We start from the raw sequence: 21,296 nt of genomic DNA on the forward strand, positions 1-21,296 counted from the left end.
AATAGGTTTTATGCTGTATAAATCATTTCAATTATTAAACACCAAACACCAGCCTGGAATTTTCGGTTGTAACACGTGCAACCTCCTCCACACTGGTTTGGTGCAGATCCGCCACTTTTTGGGCAATGTAAATCAAGTACGAGCTTTCATTAGGTTTACCCCGGAACGGAACGGGTGTAAGGTACGGAGAATCTGTTTCTAAAACTATATGCTTTAAATCAATTTCGGCCACAACTTTGTCGAGCCCCGAATTTTTATAGGTAACCACCCCGCCTATTCCTAAGTAAAAACCCAGGTCAATAACCTGTTGAGCCTGCTCCGCCGTGCCGCCAAAGCAATGGAATATACCGCGCAGTTTGTCGTCGTTTTCCTGCTGTAACACTTCATAAACCTCGTTATAAGCATCACGGCAATGAATTACGATAGGCAGATCGAGGCTTTTTGCCCAGTTAATCTGCTGTTTGAAGGCTTCAACCTGGTCGGTTAAAAAAGTTTTGTCCCAATACAGGTCGATACCAATTTCACCGATAGCGTAAATTGGATGTTGCCCTTGCGCCGCTTTAATGGTTGCCAGTTCCTGCTTCCAATCTGCCTTTACCGAGCATGGGTGCAGGCCCAGCATAGGGTAACATAAACCGGGATAAGCCTGTACCAGGTCATAAACCAGTGGCACTGATGCTGCATCTACATTAGGCAAAAACAGGCGGTTGATATCATTGTCGATACAACGCTGCACAAGGGCGGCGCGTTTACCGGCAATGGTTTCATAGTATAAGTGGGTATGTGTGTCTGTTAATACCATGGTACAAAAGTAAAAAGCCTCCCCGGTTTATCAGGAAGGCTTTTAAGCTTAATTTTTCTTTTTAGATACAGTTGTTTTTTTCTTTAACGTGTGTTTAATACCGGGCTTGGCGGCAACAGGTGCATGTTTACCGGGTTTTACCTTTACAACTTCAAGGTCGAACACCAGGGTTGCGTAGGGCGGAATAGCGCCATTACCCATACCTTGTTCGCCATAGCCCAATTTTGACGGGATGATGAATTTTGCTTTTGCCCCTTCGTTCAACAAAGCCAGGCCTTCTTCCCAACCAGGTATTACACCGTGAGAGCCCAATACTACAGGTATAGGTTCATACGGGCGGCCAGGCTGCTCAACACCTGCTGCCTTGGCATTGGACTGTATACTGGTGTCAAATACCTGCCCGTTTAATAAATAGCCGGTATAATTAACCATTACTGTATCGCCATTTAATGGTTTGCGTAAGGCCGATGCCTTGGTTACAATATACTTTAAGCCGGATGCTGTTGTAACCGGGCTTAGTTTGTTTGCTGTTATGTAGGTGTTGGTTTCAGTGGCTTCCTGTGATTTCATCTTCTCGATAGCCGCTGTACGTTCGGCCATAGCTTCCTGTAAAGATTGAACCTTGATAATTTTAAGGATAAACACCAGTTTGCTGCCTTTAGGGAAAAACGGCGGACGCGCTTCTTCGTGCCCTTTAAAAATAGAGTCGGTAGGTACTTTCACCATTGCGCTATCGTTCAGGGTAAGCAGCGGGAAAATATCCATCAAATCGGCTACGTTTTGCGATGGGCGGATTTGTGCAGGCTGAGGCTTGCCTGTTTTAAATGAGCTATATAAAACCGAATCTTTATCAGTCATCTGGATATAATTAAAATAAACAATATCGTTCAGTTTAATTTTTTCGCCGGTGTTATGTGTGAAAATCTGGTATTGGGCGCCGGCCGGCGTGGTTTGCATACCGTTTTGTGCACGGGCGGTTAACGTAGCTACGCCAAACAGGGCCGTTAATAAATAAAATATGTTTTTCATAAAAATAAAAAAAGCCTTCCTGACATGTGTCGGGAAGGCTGTAAAAGAGTTATAACTTATTTTTGAGTAGGTTGTGACTGGCTTGGCGCCTGTTGCATTTGCATCTGCGGCTCAACCGGTTTTGGCGCATTTGGATTAGGTTTCACAATTTCAACCATTTCCATTTCGAAAATAATTGGTGTGTATGGGCCGATTGGGCCAACGCCCTGATCTTTATAAGCAATAGCCGAAGGGATAACCAAAGTAATTTTTGATCCTTTGTTCATCAATTGCAAGCCTTCGTCCCAGCCTGGTATAACTTTACCCTGTCCAACAGGAATGCGGATAGGTGCATACGGGCGGCCTGGTTCAATTGGTTGTTTTTCTTTTATCGCTACTTCTTTAACACTGGTTTCAAATATTTTACCATTTGGAAGCCTGCCGGTGTAGTTAACAACGGCGGTATCGCCAACTGCAGGGGTTGGGCCTGTACCCGGCGTGGTTATAACATAATTTAAGCCAGATGATGTAGTTGTAACTTTAAGGTTATGATCGGCAATGTATTTTTTGATTTTGCCCGGCTCCTGCGCTTTCATGCCTTCGGTAAGGGTTTTTAAGTAATCCTGTACCCTGCCACGGAAAACCTGTTCGGTAAGCGCGCCTTTTGCCAATACTTTGTTAATATTAACCTGGAATATTAAGAACTTGCCTTTCAGGTTTGGCGGGCGCTGCTGGCCACCTTTAAATATCGAGTCGGTAGGTACTTTAAAGGTTGCGCTATCGCCTTCGCCAAGCATTTCAAGGCCGGCATAAATATCACCTTTTGCCTGTGGCTTAGGCATTGGCATAATAATGATAGGGTGGCCCATATCATAAGTATTGCTTAATACCGAATCGCCATCGGTTTTTACAATCATATTTACACTTACGAAATCGCCATCTTTAATATGCGTACCGCCTTTAGATGTGTGGATGTTATAAAGTAATCCGGCATCTCCTTTTTTAAAGCCTCCGTTGCAACTTGTAAATCCAATTGCAGCAATGGCCAGGAACATTAATTTTTGTTTCATTTTATTGATTTAATAGTTTTTTATATTCGGGTAATATGGTTTTAAATTGTTGTATAACCTGTTCAAGGGTATTGCTTGAATGACCGCCGGCTGCATTGCGGTGACCGCCGCCATCAAAGTACTTTTTACAAATTTCGTTTGCCGGAAACTCGCCTTTTGACCGTAATGAAAGTTTCACCCTGTCGTTGCGTTCAACTATAAATGCAGCCAGCTTGATGTCGGCCATTGATAGCGCATAGTTTACAATGCCTTCGGTATCGCCGGTATCAACATCGTATTTATGCAGGTCGGTATTATTAACGGCAATAATGGCGGTATGGTATTCGGGCAGTACTTCCAGGCAATTTGCCAGGCAATGCCCTAAAAACCTTAACCGGTTTTCGGTTGCGCTATTGTACACCAGTTCATGAATGCGCCAGTTAACTGCCCCCATATCAATCAAATCGGCCACTATTCGGTGTACGGTTGATGTGGTATTGGGCAGGCGGAACGATGCCGAATCGGTCATGATGCCGGTGTATAAGCAGGTTGCTACATCGGCGTTAATAAGTTCCCGATGGTGCAGTTCGTTAACAATAAAATCGTAAATGAGCTGGGCCGTTGCGCAGGCATTAATGTTCCAGTGACGATAATCATCGAAATCCTGGGGTTCCAAGTGATGATCTATCATGATTTTATAGGCCTTGCTTTCGCCTACCAAAACACCCATTTCATTAATGCGGCTTAAGGCGTTAAAATCAAGGCAAAATATTAGATCGGCATCGGCAATTAACGCTGCCGACTTTTCGGCCTGTTCAGTGTAGATGATAACATCGCCATTGCGGGGCAGCCAGCTTAAAAATGCGGGATAATCTGTAGGCGCAATAACCGAGGCATGGTGACCTTGCTGTATCAAATAATTGTACAAACCCAATGACGAACCCATAGCATCACCATCAGGTTTATGATGGGTAGTGATCACTATTTTTTTGGGGCTTGCTAAAAGTTCTGTAAGCGCGGCTAAATCTAACATCAATTTTAAAAAAGAGTTGCAAAGCTAAATAAATAAATTAAATACAAACCATCTATTTTAATACAAAAAGCTTTATCTTACAGATGTAAAAAGCTACTTTTGCGGCAAAATTTAAATAATAAGCAACCGGTGACCGCCAAGCTAATAGCAGGCAGATCCTGATTGCATTTCACATTGAAACCCAAAAAAACAATTAAGTATAATGACCACAAACAGAACTTTTACCATGATTAAGCCTGATGCCGTTGCAAACGGACATATTGGTGCTATAATTGACAAGATAACCAAAAGCGGCTTTAAAATAATTGCACTTAAATACACTGCTTTAAGCGCCGAAAAGGCAGGCCAGTTTTATGAAGTGCATAAAGAGCGCCCGTTTTATAATGCCCTGGTAACATTTATGTCGTCTGGACCAATAGTGGCTGCTATTTTGGAGAAAGATAATGCCATTGAGGATTTTCGTAAACTGATTGGCGCTACCGATCCTGCTAAAGCCGATGAAGGTACCATCCGTAATCTTTTTGCAAAATCAATTGATGCAAATGCCGTTCACGGATCCGATTCGGACGAAAATGCCGCTATCGAAGGCAGTTTCTTTTTCTCGGCATTTGAGAAATTTTAAGAACCTGGTACTTAGGGATGTAATACAAACGTTACATCCCTAAATAATTTTGCTGCGTCGTGTGGCTTATTAAATATAAAATTTGTAGATTTACAAAACCGGTTAGATTTTTGTAAATCTAAGTTGTTATAAAACGGGAGAAACCCATATAATTCATTTTGATATGAAATTGTTTTTGAAGATTATCATATATACACTGCTTGTTGTATGCCTATCTACATCAACAATTTTGCTATATAAGAGCCATCCCGAGGTTCAATTGGCTTTTGTTATCCCTGGCCTGTTTATTCTTGTATATTCTATGATCACCGATGATCTTGGTATCAAGCAACATATCCGCTCTCGTCAGCTTCGCATATCAAGAGAAAGATAGCAATAAATTTACCATTTACGTTTGATGCATTTGTTACCCGGTTTCCCCAATCAGGGTATTTTTTTGCAGGTAAGCATTATAAAAATACAATCTCCTCAACCAAAATTCCTTTTGCCTCAGCATTAATTTTATCTATTATCTGGCTGCGCATTAGCATCAATTCGTGTTTTATCACAGATGACTCAATCCGCAGGAACAATTTTTTGTCGCGGATAAATAATTCTTTAGTACGATTTGCTACCGATTTACCAACCAGCTCGGGCCATGCCGCAACCACCCCGGTTTCATCATAGCGGCGCTTAATTTTGTATACATTAAGCATCTGCTCAATGGCCTCTTTTAATGATTTGTCGTTTGTTTTACGCATCGATAGCTCCTTTGCTCACATTAAATAATTTAACCTCCACAGCAATTTTTTCAAATATTTCACTCACCCGCTTCACGCTGGTATCAGTAATAAATACTTGTCCAAAATTATTGTTGCTCACCATTTTCATTAGTTTGGTAACGCGTTCGTCATCCAGCTTATCAAAAATATCATCCAGTAGTAACAAGGGCTTAAATCCTTTTTGCTGGTATAAAAAAGTATACTGCGCCAGTTTAAGTGCTATCAAAAATGATTTTTGCTGCCCCTGCGACCCGAATTTTTTCATGGCCATGCCGTGTATGCCAAATTGAAGATCGTCTTTGTGGATACCGGCGGTAGTGCGTTCAAGGGCCCTGTCCCGCTCTACCGTTCTTTTCAGCAAGCCGGCAAAATCATCCTGTAATAACTGCGACTCGTAAGCCAGTTCAACCAGTTCGGCATCGTCGCTTAAAAAACTGTAGTGTTTGTTGAAAATTTCGGTAAAGCCTTCCATAAAAGCCTTGCGGCGCTCAAATATGCGATTGCCCGATTGCACCAACTGCTCATCCATCACCTCTAATAAGCTTGGGTCATACCGGCCCGTATCAGCTATCAGTTTCAGCAGCGCGTTGCGGTTGGCTAATACTTTGTTGTAGGTTATCAGCTCATCAAGGTAATGGTTATCTGTTTGCGATATTACATTATCAATAAACTTGCGGCGCTCCTCGCTGCCTTCGGTTATAATGCTGGTATCATAGGGCGATATCATCACCAATGGCAGCAGGCCAATATGGTCGGCCAGGCGCTGGTAGTCTTTTTTATTTCGCTTAAACTGTTTTTTTTGGTTCCGTTTTACCGAGCATGCTACGGCCTCGGTTTGCTGGTTTTTATTAAAAACGCCGGTTATAATAAAAAAATCGGTGCCTTGTTTTATCTGCTGACTATCTATTGGGTTAAAGTAACTTTTGCAAAGCGACAGGTAATGTATAGCATCAAGCAAATTGGTTTTGCCTGCGCCATTGTTACCCGTAAAGGCATTCACTCCCTTGCTGAAAACAAGTTCGGCCTCTTCGTAATTTTTAAAATTGATAACGGATAGCTGCTGCAGATACATCGGGTGTAAAGGTAAGGTTTTTGGTTGGATGGGATTGATTTGAGGATTTGAAAATTAACTCCTTTGAGGGCTGCGCCGTTTGAGGATTTGAAAATGGCTGATAGGGCAGCACTGCGTTTGCCCGATGACACATTAGGCTTGGTAGTATATTGAACAAAAAAGCAGACGCGTTAAAAATAAACCTGCAATGGTTGAAATGATTTTTTTTGCCGGAGCCGAAAAAGCAGCTTTGATTAATAAATAGAACAAAACATCCTTACCAGCACAATAATTACCATGAAAACCGAACTTATAGTTGAAAAAATAATAGTTATTACCGTTACATTACTATTGCTGGCTGCGCATTGCCCCAGGGTAATGGCGCAAACAGATACTATCCGCTTAAAAGATAAGCGCCTTATTACGGCTAACCTAAAGCCAGGGCTGCGGCAATACCTGGTATATTTACAAAATCTCAAAGATGATAGAAGGTTGCGCATGTCTATCTGGCTGCGCGACGTAGAGACCGGCAATCGTAACGGCGAGGAGCTTTTTACCGTAACCCAGCATTGGTATGCTGCCGACAGCGCATCGTATCGGTCAACATGCTCGGTAAACAGGGCCTCCGATTTTACGCCGGTTTATCATTCAGAAACCATAGGCACAAAAACCAAAGCCTTTAATTGGAGCGCTACTAAAATTGCCGGATCCGATACTGTGAAAAATAACCTGGCGAAGGATTTTTTGCTAAATGTTAAAGAGCCCTATTTTAACTGGAACCTGGATATAGAAACTTTTGAGATGCTGCCCCTTGCAGCTGGCAAAACGTTCGCCATTAATTTTTACGACGCGGTGAGCAACACCCCCGAATACGCGGTGTACAAAGTAACCGGCAGCGAAGAGCTGGCCACGTTGGATAACGAAAAAGTTGATTGCTGGAAACTTTTTACCGAAGCCAATTATAAAGGCCAGCATTATACCCAAACCTTTTGGATAAGTAAAAACAGCCATGAGTTTTTACGGGAAGAGGACTTTTTTAACGGCGGCTACCGCTATAAAATTAAACTTGCAGGTGCTGCGCCCGATGTGGTAAAACGGTTTGGGAAGTAAGTAGCCGATTGGCCAACAATATTGAAGCAGTAACTTGAGTTTTTGAAAATGGTTATTAAACCTTTTCCGGATGTTATAGTCAAATTCGAAAACCTGCTGCATCATGAAAAAACTTACCCTCCTCCTGCTATCAATAGCTTTTAGCTGTAATATATTTGCCCAGCAAGCAGCAATATTTAACACCAACGACCTTGCAGTTTATAATGCTGTAAAATCAAGTAGAGACAGCATGTATAACTTCACTTTTGTTTACCCGGATGGTAAGCGGGGTGCCGTAATTAAAAACGGGAAAACAGCTACCATAGTAAATCCCGATGGTACAAATACGGTAGTATCGCAAACCGGGCAAACAACTACTGCTACCAATTCAGATGGTACACATTCGTTGTGGATAGATAATGGTCCAACCATCACTGTTGTTAATCCAAACGGTACACATTCTACAATAATAAAAAATGGATCATCCTCAACAATCGTTAACCCCGATGGTACACACACTACCATGATAGATAACGGGCAAACTTTGGTTATTGTAAATCCTGATGGCACGCACTCAGTTGCGGTTAAAGCAGCCGGCAACACAACTATCGTGGTAAATCCTGATGGTTCGCATACGGTGGTAACAACGCCTTAGTATATGCGCGCAAAATTGCTTTTCCAATAATTGATAACATCGGTTACGGAGTTGAAAAGAAGCATATACGATGACCCTAAATGATATTAAGCCATAGCCATCTGTTTCGAACTAATCGCTATGGCTTAATTGAACTATTTCTTCCACTCATTATCTACCAGCCTCCAAATCCCCAAAGGATTCGCATTTTGCAACGCCAAAGGCAATAAACCATCAGGGCAGTTTTGGTAACATACCGGGCGCACCCAGCGTTTTACGGCGTTGGTGCCTACTGCGGTAAAGCGGCTATCCGTAGTGGCCGGGAAAGGGCCACCATGTACCATGCTATGGCAAACTTCAACCCCGGTTGGTACGCCGTTAAACAATACGCGGCCGGCTATGGATGGCAGTAATTGTAGTAAAGCTTTATGCCCTGCAAAATCCTCGTCGGTACCCATTACCGTGGTGGTTAACTGTCCCGATACCGATTTTAATACTTTAAGCAGTTCCTGCTCGTCTTTACAGTTTACCATCAGTGAGTATGGTCCAAAAACCTCTTCGTGCAACAGTGGGTTGGCTAAAAATGTTTCGCCGCTTACCAGGGCAACTGTTGGCAACGCCTCAATATCGTGTGCTTCGGTAGCCGATTTTTGGATCACCTTAACACCATCCTGCGCTATCGCTTCATGACTCTTTTTTTCATATGCAGTATGGATACCCGCATGCAGCATTTTGGCGGGCTTTATAGCTTCAATGCCTTTGCCAAGGCTATCCAGGAAACTGTAAAGTCCGTCTCCCTCAATAGCCAACATCAGGCCGGGGTTGGTACAAAACTGGCCCATGCCCAAAGTTATGGAGCCGGCATATTGTGCGGCCAGGTCGGCAGCGTTTTTGTTTAAAGTATCGGGCAAAAATACAACAGGGTTTATACTGCCCATTTCAGAAAATACTGGGATAGGCTTTTTGCGTTGCGATGAATATTGCAGCAATGCCAAACCGCCAACGGTTGATCCGGTAAAGCCAACTGCTGCTGTTTCATCAGCCTGCACCAATGCTTTGCCACTTTCAAACGAGGTACCATGTACATGCTGAAAAATATGTTCGGGCATATTGCTACGTACAATGGCTTTTTTGATAGCGCTGTACACCATCTCCGATGTTTCGGCATGGGCGGGGTGTGCTTTTACTACTACGGGGCAGCCTGCTGCCAAAGCGCTCGCAGTATCGCCGCCTGCGGTTGAGTAAGCGAAAGGGAAATTACTTGCCCCAAAAACAACTACCGGACCAAGCGGGGTAAGCATTTTACGAACATCGGGTTTAGGCAATGGTGCCCTGTCGGGATTAGCTGTATCAATACTGGCCTCAACCCAGCTGCCTTCGCGCAGCATGGTGGCAAACATGCGCAGCTGACCTGTGGTACGGGCGCGCTCGCCGGTTAAGCGGGGGATAGGCAGGTTGGTTTCTTCGGACGCTTTTTGCAGCAAGGCATCGCCTAATGCTTCAATTTCGGCAGCAATAGCCTCTAAAAACAGGCTTTTTTGCTCGATGCTGGTTTGTTGGTAAGCTTCAAAAGCTGTTTGTGCTTGTTGCATTACCTGGTTTATTTCGTCGACGCTTGCTTCTTTAAAATTATTTGCCATGGCAGATGTATGTTTGAAATAACAACGGTTTGCACCGCGCGTATGTTTGGGCAAATATATTTAAAGCAGGGCAAAAGCGGTGGGTGTTTTCTAACAGGTACTAACAGTATTTTGTCGTTTTTCATGATAGTCACAAAAGTTATTTTTACCACCGGCGGCGTTTTCGCGGCATCCATTTTTGTCATTTAGGAATAGAGGAAAGTATAATCCTGGCGGTGGAGATGCGTTTTGTTGCCCGCAAGAAGGCTTTGATTTAATTGTTTTTTTTAATTAATATTTAATAAATGCTGATTTTTAGTAAATTATAGTTATCTTACAACAATTCCTTCCTTCAAATACTACTACCTTGGGCATTGCCATATCCAGATACGGTAATAGTTAAGCTTTAACATAATACCAGCCCCTAAGAGGCTGCAATACCGTAAAAAACAATCATATGACAGTTGCTGCTGAAAGATCCATTGAAACCGAAACCCGTATGTACATGTACGACCTGCTGAACACCGCTAAAGAATTTGGCTTTAAGGCCGAAGACAGTTGGGAACTGAGCATGGTAACCAATACCGACAGGGTAAGGATTCAAAAAGATTATTACCCAACCATCGCCGCCAAAGTTGGCCCCGAAATTTTGCTACAGGTATTTCATACCGTAAAAACGCGTCTTAATCAAACTTTCAACAAAGAGCCGCAAAAAATTGACGAGCGTAACCCGCCGGTTGAAGATTTGAATTACCTGGTGGCCTTTAATCCAAAAAGACCGAGAACATAAAGTTTGTTCAATTGCATAGGCTTGTGCCTTGTACGGTTAGTAAAATATCCTGATGCGTTCCCTGGAAAAGGAGAACGCATTTTTTTTTATTATATTAACAAACAGGCAGGATAATATCGTTTCTTTGTTTTTGTGTTGATGATTAAATACGTTGGTGTTTTGGTTAAATGAATGTGAAATTGAACTTAAACGGGCGCATCTGGTTTGAAAGCCCGGATGGAAAGCTGCTTGGCCATGGCCGGGTTGAGTTACTGGAGCGCATCCAGCAGTCGGGATCATTAAGGCAGGCGGCTTTGCAAATGAAAATGTCATACAGGCAGGCATGGGACATTGTTAATTACATGAACGAACATTTTGGTTCGCCTGTTGTCATTTCGCACCGGGGCGGTAAAGGTGGCGGCAGTGCGCAGCTTACCGAAAAAGGGGTTAAAGCCATTGAGCAGTTTAAACAGTTCCAGGCTAAGTTCAAGGATTTTTTGAAGGAAAATAGTTCTCTTATAGAGGTATAGATTACAGCGTATCAGGCCGGTTTTTGGATAGCCGGTTTATTTTTGACTATCGTTATATAAATAAAAGCATATCGAAATTTTAACCAAACAATATGAATAAATACTACGCCTTATTATCAATGATGTTACTTGCAGGAGGTACACTATTTGCCCAAAGCAAAAAAAAGGCAAAAGATACTATCGCCCCAAAAAATGATACCACACAAATCAAAAAGCAGGAACTTGGCGAGGTAGTGGTATCCGCATCGCGCATCAGCGAAAATATTTTACGGTCGCCGGTAAGCATCGAGAAAATAACCGCCGTCGATTTCAGGAGATCTGCCGCGCCGTCATTTTTTGATGCACTGGAAAATGTGAAAGGGGTACAGCTGATAACCCCCAGCCTTGGCTTCAGGATCATTAATACCCGTGGCTTTGCCAATACCACCAATGTTCGCTTTACGCAATTGGTTGACGGGATTGATAACCAGGCGCCGCATATAGGCGCGCCAATTGGCGATGCCATGGGCCCGGGCGATCTGGATATTGAAAGTGTGGAGATTATCCCCGGTACGGCATCAGCCTTATATGGCCTGAATGCCATCAACGGGCTGGCCAATTTTATCACCAAAGATCCTTTTACCAGCCAGGGTATCAGCATTCAGCAAAAAACAGGTATTAATCATATTGGCGATTCGGAGACATCTGCAAAGCTGTTTTCTGAAACCAGTTTCAGGCTGGCCAGGGCTATCTCTAAAAGGTTTGCCTTTAAAATAAACGGAACTTATACTACGGGTTACGATTGGATTGCCGATAACCGCACCGATTTAAATGCCGCCGCTAACGCAAAATTAGGTATAGCAGGCGGCCCCGATAACCCCGGCTACGATCCGGTGAATGGATACGGCAACGAATCATCCGACAGGAAAACCGTAACGCTTGGCGGTAAACAATATTCCATTGCCCGTACCGGTTATGCCGAAAAGGATGTAACCAGCTACAACCTGCACAACGTAAAGGTTGATGTTGGCCTTGCTTATAAAATTAACGATAATACCCGCTTAACCTACTCCTACCGTTTTGCCGATCTGGATAATATTTACCAGCGGGCCAATCGTTTCAGGCTGTCGGGCTATGTTTTGCAGCAACACGCACTTGAACTGAAGAATAATATTTACCAGGTACGAGCCTACTGGACCAGCGAAAATACCGGCAAATCATACAACCTGCGCTCGGCCGGCGAAAATATCGACCGTAATTACAAAGACGATAATACCTGGTATGCCGATTTTACCAAAGGTTTTAATACAGCCACATCTGCAGGCGCTACCGTACCACAGGCTTTGCAACAGGCACGCCAGTTGGCCGATGCCGGCCGCTACCAGCCCGGCACTGCTGCATTTAAAGCTACGCTTGATAAACTGGCCGATATAAATAATTGGGATATCGGTTCGGCGTTGCGTGTTAAGGATGATATGTGGCATGCTGAAGGGCAGGTAGATATCTCGAACGCTATTTCATCAACGTTTAAAAAACAAACAGGCCTTGAACTGATGGCAGGCTTTGATCATCGCACCTACATCATCCACCCTGATGGTAACTATTTTATTAATTATGTAAAGGGGCAAGAGTACAGTAACCTTGATTACAGTAAAACCGGCGGCTTTGTGCAGGTTGCCAAATCACTTTTTGATGACGAGTTAAAGCTGTCGGCTACATTACGTGCCGATAAAAACGACTACTTTAGCCTGAAGCTGAACCCTCGTTTTACGGCGGTATTTTCGCCAATGCCCGAGCAGAATTTCAGGGTGTCGTTCCAGAGCGGTTATCGTTTCCCCAGCATTTTTGAAGCATTTAGTAATGTGAACAGCGGCGGCGTAAAACGGGTTGGCGGCTTAAGGGTAGTATCGAGCGGTGTTTTTGAAAACTCCTACGTGCGTACGTCGATAGATGCTTTCCAGGCGGCGGTTAAAAATGATTTTAACGCGGGCATGTCAACCAGCGCCGCCATCGAAAAAGAAAAAGGCCTGCTTAAAAAGAACACCTACACCTATCTGCAGCCCGAGCATATCAAATCGTTTGAGGCTGGTTATAAGTCGTTGTTTTTTAATGGTGATTTGAGTGTTGATGCTGATTTTTACTATAACCGCTACAATAATTTTATAGGGCAAATTGAACTAAACGTACCCGGAACCACCAAACCCGATTCTATCCCTTACTACCTGAACGACAAAACCAAACAAGCCCGCTACCGGGTGTGGACAAACTCGCAAAGTGTTGTTTACAACATTGGCGGCAGCCTGGGCTTGTCCTATCGCCTATGGCAAAAATATATTGTTACCGGCAATGTATCATACGCCAAATTGCAGCGCACCGCCAATGAGGATGCGTTGGAAGATGGTTTTAATACGCCGCAATGGATCACTAATTACTCTTTTGGCGGTAATCATGTTGTTGGCAATTTTGGGTTTAACGCCACCTATAAATGGCAAAGCGGCTTTTACTGGCAATCGTTTTTGGTTAGTGGTAATGTAGCCTCATACGGCACTATTGATGCCCAGGTTAACTATGATTTTGTAAAAACGGGCCTTAATGTAAAAATTGGGGCCAGTAACCTCACCAACCAATATTACTACTCATTTTTAGGCGGTCCGGCTATTGGCGGCTTTTATTATACCACGCTTACACTGAATATAAAATAGCAGAGGGTTAAGCCAACACAAATGCCTGCGATAACTAAATTGCAGGCATTTTTTATTTGTATTAAAACAAAGGGGCTATTTTATTGATTAACACTTTGTTTACTTAAATTTAATCCGAAACATTGTTTCTTTGAACCATTTATGAAGAACTTTTTTCTGGCACTTTTTATCAGCCTTATTGCACTATTTGCCGACGCTCAAACCGCCAGTCAGCAATACCGGCTGATTGGGAAAAACCATACCGAGATTAAAAATTATTACCTGTTAAACCTTTTCCAAAACTACGCCCCGGCCACTAAGCTTATTGGCAGCGATGCTGTTTTGGTGCGCATGGTGCAGGCTAAGATTAAAAACATACAAGATTCATTAAAGGCGAACAAGAGCTTTCGCAGTATTATACAGCCATTTAAATTATCGGAGCAGGAAATAAAAGCAGCAGGCGACAGGCTTACTGCATTATACAAACCTAATAACGCCTTGGGGCTGTTGGTTAAAAATCATCTAATCCCTTCGGGCTGTTATATTAAATACGATTCGCTATCGCCGGCCGCGCTGTTGGTAAAGGCTTGGGAACAGGATGCCCTGGCCATAAACCATACCATTGAAGTTTATGCCGAAGGTAAAAAGCCCAACTTTCCGGATGTGGATTCCATCAACTTTAATGTATACCGCAATACTTACCCCAAATTAATTGCCGATGGAGCCACAGCCATTATAAAGAAATGTGGCGGAACAAAGCTGTTTTACTTACCATCATTAAATTATGCCTTGCATAGTTTGGATATAAACGGTCGCAACGATGCCGCCAACGACGAACCCCTGGAGCAAAAGGCCAACAAAGCAGCTTACAATAGGCTAAAAACCATCAACTGGAAAAAATATCAATATACCTTGATACTGGTGCCCGGCGAGGGGCCCGATAAGCCCGGTGTATCTATAAGTAAGGGTAGTATTGAGCGCTGTAAAATAGCAGCCTTAAAATTTGCGCAGGGCCTAACGCCGTTCATTATGGTATCGGGTGGCAGGGTACACCCTTTTAAAACCAGGTTTGCCGAGGCGGAGGAAATGAAAAAATTCCTGGTTAACCAGCTGAAAATTCCCGAAAACGCCATTTTTATTGAACCCCAGGCACGCCATACCACCACCAACCTGCGCAATTGCGCACGCCTGATATTCAGGTACGGGATGCCTTTTAATAAACCCTTTATAACGTCGACCAATAAAATACAAAGCTATTATATTTCGTACATGGATAAGCGCTGCATGGCAGACCTTGGCTATATGCCCTATTCCCTTGGCAGGCGGTTATCAAATACCGAGCAGGAGTTTTACCCCACTATCACATCGTTACAAATAAACCCGCTTGAACCGCTGGATCCATAAGGCTAAGTCTGAAGTCCGAAGTCCAAAGTCGAAAGTTAGACACTGACTTGGGACTTCAGACTTTCGACTTAATTGTTATTCTTAGGCTTCGGTTTGTTTTTGTTAAAACGCCTGTTGGGCCTTTTGGGATTTCGTTTATCGTCAGACTGGGCCGATTGCGGCGCCGGTTGTATGGCAGCCAGTTCATCGGGCAGGCCAACTACGCGAATGGCGCGGTCCATCAGTTGCTCAATGTTTTTTAGTTTACGCTCGTCGCGATGGTTTACAAATGTGATGGCGGTGCCGGTTGTAGCGGCCCGTGCGGTACGACCTATGCGGTGAATATAATCCTCAGGATCGCCGGGGACATCATAGTTAACCACCAGGTCGATACCCTCTACATCAATACCACGCGAAAGGGCGTCGGTACCAATAATAACCGGCAACTGCCTGTTTTTAAATTTCAGCAGGATCTCTTCACGTTCTTTTTGCTCCAGGTCGGAGTGGAAAGCCATGGCGTTGATTTTGGCTGCTTTTAATTCTTTGTATAACGATTTTACGATTTCCTTACGGGATGCGAAGATGATGGTGCTTGTATAAGCTGCATCGCGCAGGATCAGTTGCAGTAAGGGTGTTTTTTGCTGATCATGCATCCGGTAGACCTGCTGATCGATACCTACGGCAGGCTGCGAAATGGCAATATTAATCTGCTCGGGATCTTTTAAAATAGCTTTGGCCAATGAACGGATACGCCCCGGCATGGTGGCCGAAAACAGCAGCGTTTGCCGCTCTTTAGGCAGGTAGCTGATGATCTTCATGATATCGTCGCTGAAGCCCATGTCGAGCATGCGGTCGGCCTCATCCAATATCAGGTGGGTTAAGTGGTTAAGCTTTAATACGCCCGACGTAAGGTGCGCAATAAGCCGGCCCGGTGTGGCAATAATAATGTTTACATTATTCTGGATGCCGCGGCGTTGTTGCTCGTAAGCCATACCATCACCGCCGCCAAATATAGCTATGGAGCTAACACCGGTAAAATAGGCCAGGCCTTCTACCTGCTGGTCTATCTGTTGGGCAAGCTCGCGGGTTGGCGCCAAAATAAGCACGCTGGTTTGGTGTTTGGCCGTACCGGTAATATGATTGAGGGTTGGCAATAAGTAGGCGCCGGTTTTACCGGTGCCGGTTTGGGCGCAGGCAATAAGGTCTTTTCCCTGCATAATTGCCGGGATGGCCATTTCCTGTATCGGGGTAGGGGTGGTAAAACCCATACTCTCTATGCCTTCAAATAATTGCTCGTTGAAATTAAAATCCTGAAAAGTCACTATATCTTATAAGTAAATTATGCAAGGTATGAAAATTTAATGGGATATAGAGGGTTACAGAAAATCGATTAACACAAGACAAGCGCCTGCCCTACAATTGTAATGGACAGAATACCAATGGTGGCCATATTTGAATAAATATCCAAAATCAAAAATCTCAATTCAGATATCAGGAATGTATATATCCCCTCAGCTGCTCAATAGTTTCCTGCTGACTTAAAATGGTTTCTTTTACCAAATCGTTAATAGAAATGATACCGCAAAGCTTATCTGCCATAAAAACAGGCAGGTAGCGGATGTTGCTTTCGCTCATGATGTGCATACAGGTTTCTATGGAATTTTCGGGCACAATACGGGGCAGGCCGGTGCTCATGATTTCGCGCACCAGGGTTTCGTGGGATGACTTGCCTTTCAGGATCACTTTGCGTGCGTAATCGCGCTCGGTGAGCAGACCGAGGTATTCGCCATCTTCGGTTATCACTACCGAGCCGATGTTTTTAGCGGCCATCAGTTCCAATGCTTCCAAAACAGATGTACCTGCATCAATGCTGATAGCACCGCCACCCTTACGGGCCAGTATGTTCGAAACTTTTATCATGATACTCAGGTTAAAATTAGGGATTGGCTTATAACCAAATATAACAATTCCCGATTAAAAGCAAATGGATTTTAAATTATATCTATCAACAATTTAAGGGGTTACAGATAGGTTGAACAGGTTGTAGTTAAATCGGTATCCCATTTAAAAGGGGTGATGATTTACGATGAGATATACCTAACTGAGGAAATAAAATAAGCTATTGCAACGAAATATAGATGTTTAAACGACTTTTTTACCAATGTCATTACCCCAAAGCAACCCTCAACTGTAATGCTACTGTAAAAACCGGGAGTAGTAATATGCCGTATTTACGCTCAAAAGGGCATTTTGGCCAAGCTTTACCCTGTCCTGACACAGGCCCGTTTACTCAAAAATGATTAATAATTAATATTGCGGCATGGTATTTAACTATAGGATGCATCACATTAGTTAGGCCTTTAATTTATTTAAACTTTATATCGATCTGTAAAAAAGCACTACTCCATTGAACAATTTTACATTTATTAAGGCATCAGCCAGCAAAGCTGCTTCGGCCTTTCAGCATAAATCAAAACGGGCCTTTTCAAAAATCATTTTCGGCTTTGTATTGGTTCTTTTTCAAAGCTTAACCGTCAACGCTGTTACATTAAACGGCGATACCAGCCGGGCCGATTCGGTGCGTTTATCGCACCATATTATTAACCACGCATTTGATAATATATTTGAAGAAAATATGCGGCTTTCGCTGGCCGGTAATGAATATTTTCAACCGGATAAAACACAGTTGGTCGCCGATCTTTCGCCAAACTTTATCCTGTTCAGTACGCCAAAGTCTCGTTTCTTTTTTGAGTTTACCTCAAGGGTGAAAATCCGGTTGCTGAATACCCGCGATGCACCTGTAAAGTCGCCCAGTTATATGCCCAATGGCAACGTTTTTTACCGGCTAAATGAAGATACTTACAGGCCGAAATTTTTATCGTTTGGCTACTCGCACCATTCCAACGGCGTTAGGGGGCCATCATTAAATAAGGACGGTACCTTTAATGTTGATAGTGGCAAGTTTACCACAAACTTTTATACCCTTACCTATTATACCGGCAAGCGGGTTGATAAGCCGGGGCTTACTATTAACCGTTACGATAATATAGCATTGGAGGTGCACGCCGGATTATTCAACCTGGGCCTTTCGCAGGGTTTAAAAGATCACTATGGCTTTGTACGTATTAATGGCAGCCGTATGTACAACTTTGTAAAGGCTTACGACGATCCGTTGGAGCAAGGCCGTAAAACCTACGAAAACTGGCAGCGCATTCAGTTTGATTTTACCTACATAGCCGATAAGTACAATAACTACTCGACTTTTGACGTGAAAAAACGCCTTAATGTGAGCCTTAAATATTACTACTCGTTTCCGTTTATGCAGGGAACAGCCTTTATGGTTGGCGCCGGCTACCGCGGCCAGGACGACTACAACCAAAGTTTTCAGGATAGCTATGGTTACGGAATGATTGGTATTGCCGCCAACTTATCATTTGGCTTTCACAAACACGCTGAGTAAGGCTGAAAGCAAAAAGCTTAAGGCCGAAAGCATGTAAGGTTTTTTGTTTAAGGCCTTCGCTTTAAATAACACGTTAAATAAATTTTGAGCATAAAGCCGATAGCCTTTCCAGCTTTTGGCTTTATGCTTTAAGCCCTTCGCTTTACCTATCCACATTTTTACACAGCTTCCACAGCTGTTTGTAATTTATTTTTACGATAATCGTTTTAGCATTAACAAAAAGCAGATATATTTAGCCATCCAAACGGTACTATATCTCCGGTTAAATTATAAAATACTATCGATGAAAAAGATCTTACTAAGCCTGATGGCTGTTTCTGCCCTGCATTTTGCCTCAACGGCGCAAACCAAATCGTTATTTGACGGTAAAACAACAGCCGGCTGGCACACCTATTTAAAAACCGACACCAAAGCGTGGAAAGTTGTTGACGGCGCCCTACAGCTTGACCCCAAAGCCGAAGACCAGGGCGACCTGGTTACCAACGATGAGTACGAAAATTACGAGTTAACACTGGAATGGAATATTGAAAAAGGCGGTAACAGCGGAATTATTTTTGGTGTACATGAAGACCCTAAATTTGGCGCTACCTATCAAACCGGTATCGAAATGCAGGTTTTGGATAATAAAGATGCCGAAGACAATAAAAAAGCCAACCACCTTGCAGGTTCGTTATATGATATGAAAGCGCCATCTGCCGATGTTGCAAAACCTGCCGGTGAGTGGAACAAAGTAAAATTGCGTAAAAAAGACGGCCACCTTACCTTTTGGCTCAATGGTACCAAAATAGTTGATGTACAAATGGGAAGTGAAGAATGGAAAACATTGCTTGCCAACAGCAAATTTAAAACCTGGGCCGATTTTGCCGCATATCCAAAAGGCCACATCGCGTTGCAGGATCATGGGCACGTGGTATCGTTCCGTAAAATATCAATTAAGCAACTATAATTTATTTACAAAGTATATTTTACGCACGGCGTTCAATATATTTATACCGATAATCCAATTTAAACTAATGCATGCCTTAAGCGTGCATTTTTCCTGTTTTAAAACAAAGGATATTTTTGAGATAATATGAGCGATCTACAAATTAAAAAATCATCTGAAACTTATGATGTAGTAATTGTTGGTTCGGGTGCAGGTGGCGGTATGGCCGGTTACGTATTGGCCAATGCCGGCATTAAAGTGCTGATGCTGGAAGCCGGTGCTTACTTCGATCCGCAAAAAGACTCGGCCCAGTTAAAATGGCCCTGGGAGTCGCCGCGCCGTGGCGCCGGAACAACACGCCCTTTTGGCGATTTTGATGCCGCTTATGGCGGCTGGGAAATTGATGGCGAACCTTACACTACTAAAGACAAAACTGAATTTTTCTGGTTCCGCTCGCGTATGCTGGGTGGTCGTACCAATCACTGGGGCCGTATATCGTTACGTATGGGCCCGAAAGATTTCCAGGCTAAAGACGGCCTTACGGATGACTGGCCAATAACCTACGACGATGTAAAACCTTACTATGATAAGGTTGACCGCATGATAGGTATTTATGGCACCAAAGAAGGCCTGGAAAACGAACCGGATGGTATTTACCTGCCCCCACCAAAACCAAGGCTTAATGAGCTGTACATTGTAAAAGGTGCTAAAAAGGCAGGTGTTACTATTATCCCTGGCCGTGGCTCGGTGTTAACGGAAGCTTTGCCTGGTAATAAAGATCGTGGTGCATGTTTTTTCTGCGGTCAGTGCGGCCGGAGTTGTAAAGTTTATGGCGATTTTTCGGCATCGTCATGTTTGGTTATCCCGGCTGTAAAAACGGGCAACCTAAAAGTGATAACCAACGCCATGGTGCGCGAGGTGATAACTAATAGCGAAGGATTAGCTACAGGCGTATCCTACGTAAACCGCGAAGATTTACAGGAATACCAGGTAAACGCCAAAACTGTTATCCTTGGTGCAAGCGCGGGCGAATCGGCCCGTATCCTGCTTAATTCCAAATCGGCCCAACATCCGGGTGGGTTGGCAAACAGCAGTGGTGTTGTTGGCCATTACCTGCATGATTCAACAGGCTCAAGCGCCGGCGGTTTCCTTCCCGAACTGATGGATCGTAAGCGCTACAATGAAGATGGTGTGGGTAGCGTGCACATCTACTCGCCATGGTGGCTTGATAATAAAAAACTTGATTTTCCGCGTGGGTATCACATCGAATACGGTGGCGGTATGCATATGCCTTCGTACGGCTTTGGCGGCGGTATCCAGAATATGAACGGCGCAGTACCAGGCCGCGACGGTAAAATGAAAGATGCCGGTGGCTACGGTGCATCGTTAAAAGACGATTACCGCCGTTTTTATGGTACACAGTTTGGCATGGCCGGCCGCGGTACTGCTATTGCCCGTTACGATAACTATTGCGAGATTGACCCTAACGTGGTTGATAAATACGGTATCCCGGTATTGCGTTTCCACTACAAATGGGCCGATGAAGAGATAAAACAAGCTAAGCACATGCAGGAAACCTTCCAGGAAATTATGCACAATATGGGCGGCGCCATTTATGGCCCACCACAAGGCCCCGAAACCAATTACGGACTGGAAGCGCCAGGCAAAATTATTCACGAAGTTGGAACCATCCGTATGGGTAACGATCCTAAAAAGTCGGCCCTAAACAAATGGTGCCAGGCACATGATTGTAAAAACCTGTTTGTGGTTGATGCCGCGCCATTTGTACAACAAGGCGATAAAAACGCTACCTGGACAATTTTGGCCATGAGCATGCGTACCGCAGAATACATATTACAGCAACGAAAAGCACTAAACGTTTAACAAGTTAATCCAACAAA

19 protein-coding genes are annotated in these 21,296 nt (G+C 43.7%); 10 read left to right on the forward strand and 9 right to left on the reverse strand.

The features are described 5' to 3' along the window. Positions 1–34: 34 nt before the first annotated feature. From PQ469_RS00685 to PQ469_RS00700, 4 genes are read right to left on the reverse strand one after another with little or no spacing between them, the layout of a single operon-like run. A complete protein-coding gene (locus PQ469_RS00685; protein ID WP_274211266.1) occupies positions 35–802 on the reverse strand; it encodes a TatD family hydrolase in 768 nt (255 codons plus the stop codon). 48 nt (positions 803–850) lie between these two features. Then, positions 851–1,831, reverse strand: coding sequence for an FKBP-type peptidyl-prolyl cis-trans isomerase (locus PQ469_RS00690; protein WP_274211267.1), 981 nt, complete (start codon positions 1,829–1,831; stop codon positions 851–853). 56 nt (positions 1,832–1,887) lie between these two features. Continuing rightward, positions 1,888–2,880 (reverse strand): FKBP-type peptidyl-prolyl cis-trans isomerase, encoded by a 993-nt coding sequence (locus PQ469_RS00695; RefSeq protein ID WP_274211268.1) that lies wholly within the window; start codon positions 2,878–2,880, stop codon positions 1,888–1,890. 1 nt (position 2,881) lies between these two features. After that, entirely contained in the window at positions 2,882–3,892 is a 1,011-nt protein-coding gene (locus PQ469_RS00700; protein WP_274211269.1) for a DHH family phosphoesterase, read from the reverse strand. A 202-nt stretch (positions 3,893–4,094) separates the two neighbouring features. Between PQ469_RS00700 and PQ469_RS00705 the strand changes: the two genes are divergently transcribed. Continuing rightward, on the forward strand, positions 4,095–4,514 hold the full coding sequence (locus tag PQ469_RS00705; RefSeq protein ID WP_090640699.1) for a nucleoside-diphosphate kinase: 420 nt from the start codon (positions 4,095–4,097) through the stop codon (positions 4,512–4,514). 449 nt (positions 4,515–4,963) lie between these two features. Here the strand turns inward: PQ469_RS00705 and PQ469_RS00710 are convergent, their stop codons facing one another. Both PQ469_RS00710 and recF read right to left on the reverse strand, forming a co-directional pair. After that, positions 4,964–5,254: a DciA family protein gene (locus tag PQ469_RS00710; RefSeq protein ID WP_090640696.1), complete on the reverse strand. Its 291-nt coding sequence runs from the start codon at positions 5,252–5,254 to the stop codon at positions 4,964–4,966. Further along, positions 5,247–6,347: a DNA replication/repair protein RecF gene (gene recF, locus PQ469_RS00715; protein ID WP_274211270.1), complete on the reverse strand. Its 1,101-nt coding sequence runs from the start codon at positions 6,345–6,347 to the stop codon at positions 5,247–5,249. Before recF ends, PQ469_RS00710 begins: the two co-directional genes overlap by 8 nt. 276 nt (positions 6,348–6,623) lie before the next feature. On the opposite strand from recF, the gene PQ469_RS00720 reads away from it, so the two are divergent. Together PQ469_RS00720 and PQ469_RS00725 are read left to right on the forward strand one after the other, a co-directional pair. Next, positions 6,624–7,436, forward strand: coding sequence for a DUF3108 domain-containing protein (locus PQ469_RS00720; protein ID WP_274211271.1), 813 nt, complete (start codon positions 6,624–6,626; stop codon positions 7,434–7,436). A 103-nt stretch (positions 7,437–7,539) separates the two neighbouring features. Beyond that, complete coding sequence (locus PQ469_RS00725; protein WP_274211272.1) at positions 7,540–8,070, forward strand: hypothetical protein; 531 nt, start codon at positions 7,540–7,542, stop codon at positions 8,068–8,070. A gap of 134 nt (positions 8,071–8,204) precedes the next feature. Here PQ469_RS00725 and PQ469_RS00730 read toward each other — a convergent pair whose 3' ends face one another. Beyond that, entirely contained in the window at positions 8,205–9,689 is a 1,485-nt protein-coding gene (locus PQ469_RS00730; RefSeq protein ID WP_274211273.1) for an aldehyde dehydrogenase (NADP(+)), read from the reverse strand. Positions 9,690–10,125: 436 nt separating this feature from the next. On the opposite strand from PQ469_RS00730, the gene PQ469_RS00735 reads away from it, so the two are divergent. The 4 genes from PQ469_RS00735 to PQ469_RS00750 all read left to right on the forward strand — a co-directional run bounded on the left by PQ469_RS00735 (position 10,126) and on the right by PQ469_RS00750 (position 15,031). Next, the gene (locus PQ469_RS00735; RefSeq protein WP_090640688.1) at positions 10,126–10,458 is read left to right on the forward strand and encodes a hypothetical protein; all 333 of its coding nucleotides are present in this window, start codon (positions 10,126–10,128) and stop codon (positions 10,456–10,458) included. Between the two features lie 173 nt (positions 10,459–10,631). Beyond that, positions 10,632–10,967, forward strand: coding sequence for a winged helix-turn-helix domain-containing protein (locus tag PQ469_RS00740; protein ID WP_255369757.1), 336 nt, complete (start codon positions 10,632–10,634; stop codon positions 10,965–10,967). A 92-nt stretch (positions 10,968–11,059) separates the two neighbouring features. Then, a complete protein-coding gene (locus PQ469_RS00745; protein ID WP_274211274.1) occupies positions 11,060–13,648 on the forward strand; it encodes a TonB-dependent receptor in 2,589 nt (862 codons plus the stop codon). 141 nt (positions 13,649–13,789) lie between these two features. Continuing rightward, a complete protein-coding gene (locus tag PQ469_RS00750; RefSeq protein WP_274211275.1) occupies positions 13,790–15,031 on the forward strand; it encodes a YdcF family protein in 1,242 nt (413 codons plus the stop codon). A 68-nt stretch (positions 15,032–15,099) separates the two neighbouring features. Here PQ469_RS00750 and PQ469_RS00755 read toward each other — a convergent pair whose 3' ends face one another. Together PQ469_RS00755 and PQ469_RS00760 are read right to left on the reverse strand one after the other, a co-directional pair. Then, positions 15,100–16,332, reverse strand: a complete 1,233-nt coding sequence (locus PQ469_RS00755; protein WP_274211276.1) for a DEAD/DEAH box helicase — start codon at positions 16,330–16,332, stop codon at positions 15,100–15,102. 169 nt (positions 16,333–16,501) lie between these two features. Continuing rightward, the gene (locus PQ469_RS00760) at positions 16,502–16,930 is read right to left on the reverse strand and encodes a CBS domain-containing protein (RefSeq protein WP_090640676.1); all 429 of its coding nucleotides are present in this window, start codon (positions 16,928–16,930) and stop codon (positions 16,502–16,504) included. Positions 16,931–17,417: 487 nt separating this feature from the next. On the opposite strand from PQ469_RS00760, the gene PQ469_RS00765 reads away from it, so the two are divergent. The 3 genes from PQ469_RS00765 to PQ469_RS00775 all read left to right on the forward strand — a co-directional run bounded on the left by PQ469_RS00765 (position 17,418) and on the right by PQ469_RS00775 (position 21,279). Then, positions 17,418–18,470, forward strand: a complete 1,053-nt coding sequence (locus PQ469_RS00765) for a hypothetical protein (protein WP_274211277.1) — start codon at positions 17,418–17,420, stop codon at positions 18,468–18,470. Between the two features lie 283 nt (positions 18,471–18,753). Beyond that, positions 18,754–19,416, forward strand: coding sequence for a 3-keto-disaccharide hydrolase (locus PQ469_RS00770; RefSeq protein WP_274211278.1), 663 nt, complete (start codon positions 18,754–18,756; stop codon positions 19,414–19,416). Positions 19,417–19,542: 126 nt separating this feature from the next. Continuing rightward, on the forward strand, positions 19,543–21,279 hold the full coding sequence (locus PQ469_RS00775; RefSeq protein WP_274211279.1) for a GMC oxidoreductase: 1,737 nt from the start codon (positions 19,543–19,545) through the stop codon (positions 21,277–21,279). The last annotated feature ends 17 nt before the right edge of the window (positions 21,280–21,296 follow it).

This window comes from Mucilaginibacter sp. KACC 22773, from assembly GCF_028736215.1.
Taxonomy (GTDB): domain Bacteria; phylum Bacteroidota; class Bacteroidia; order Sphingobacteriales; family Sphingobacteriaceae; genus Mucilaginibacter.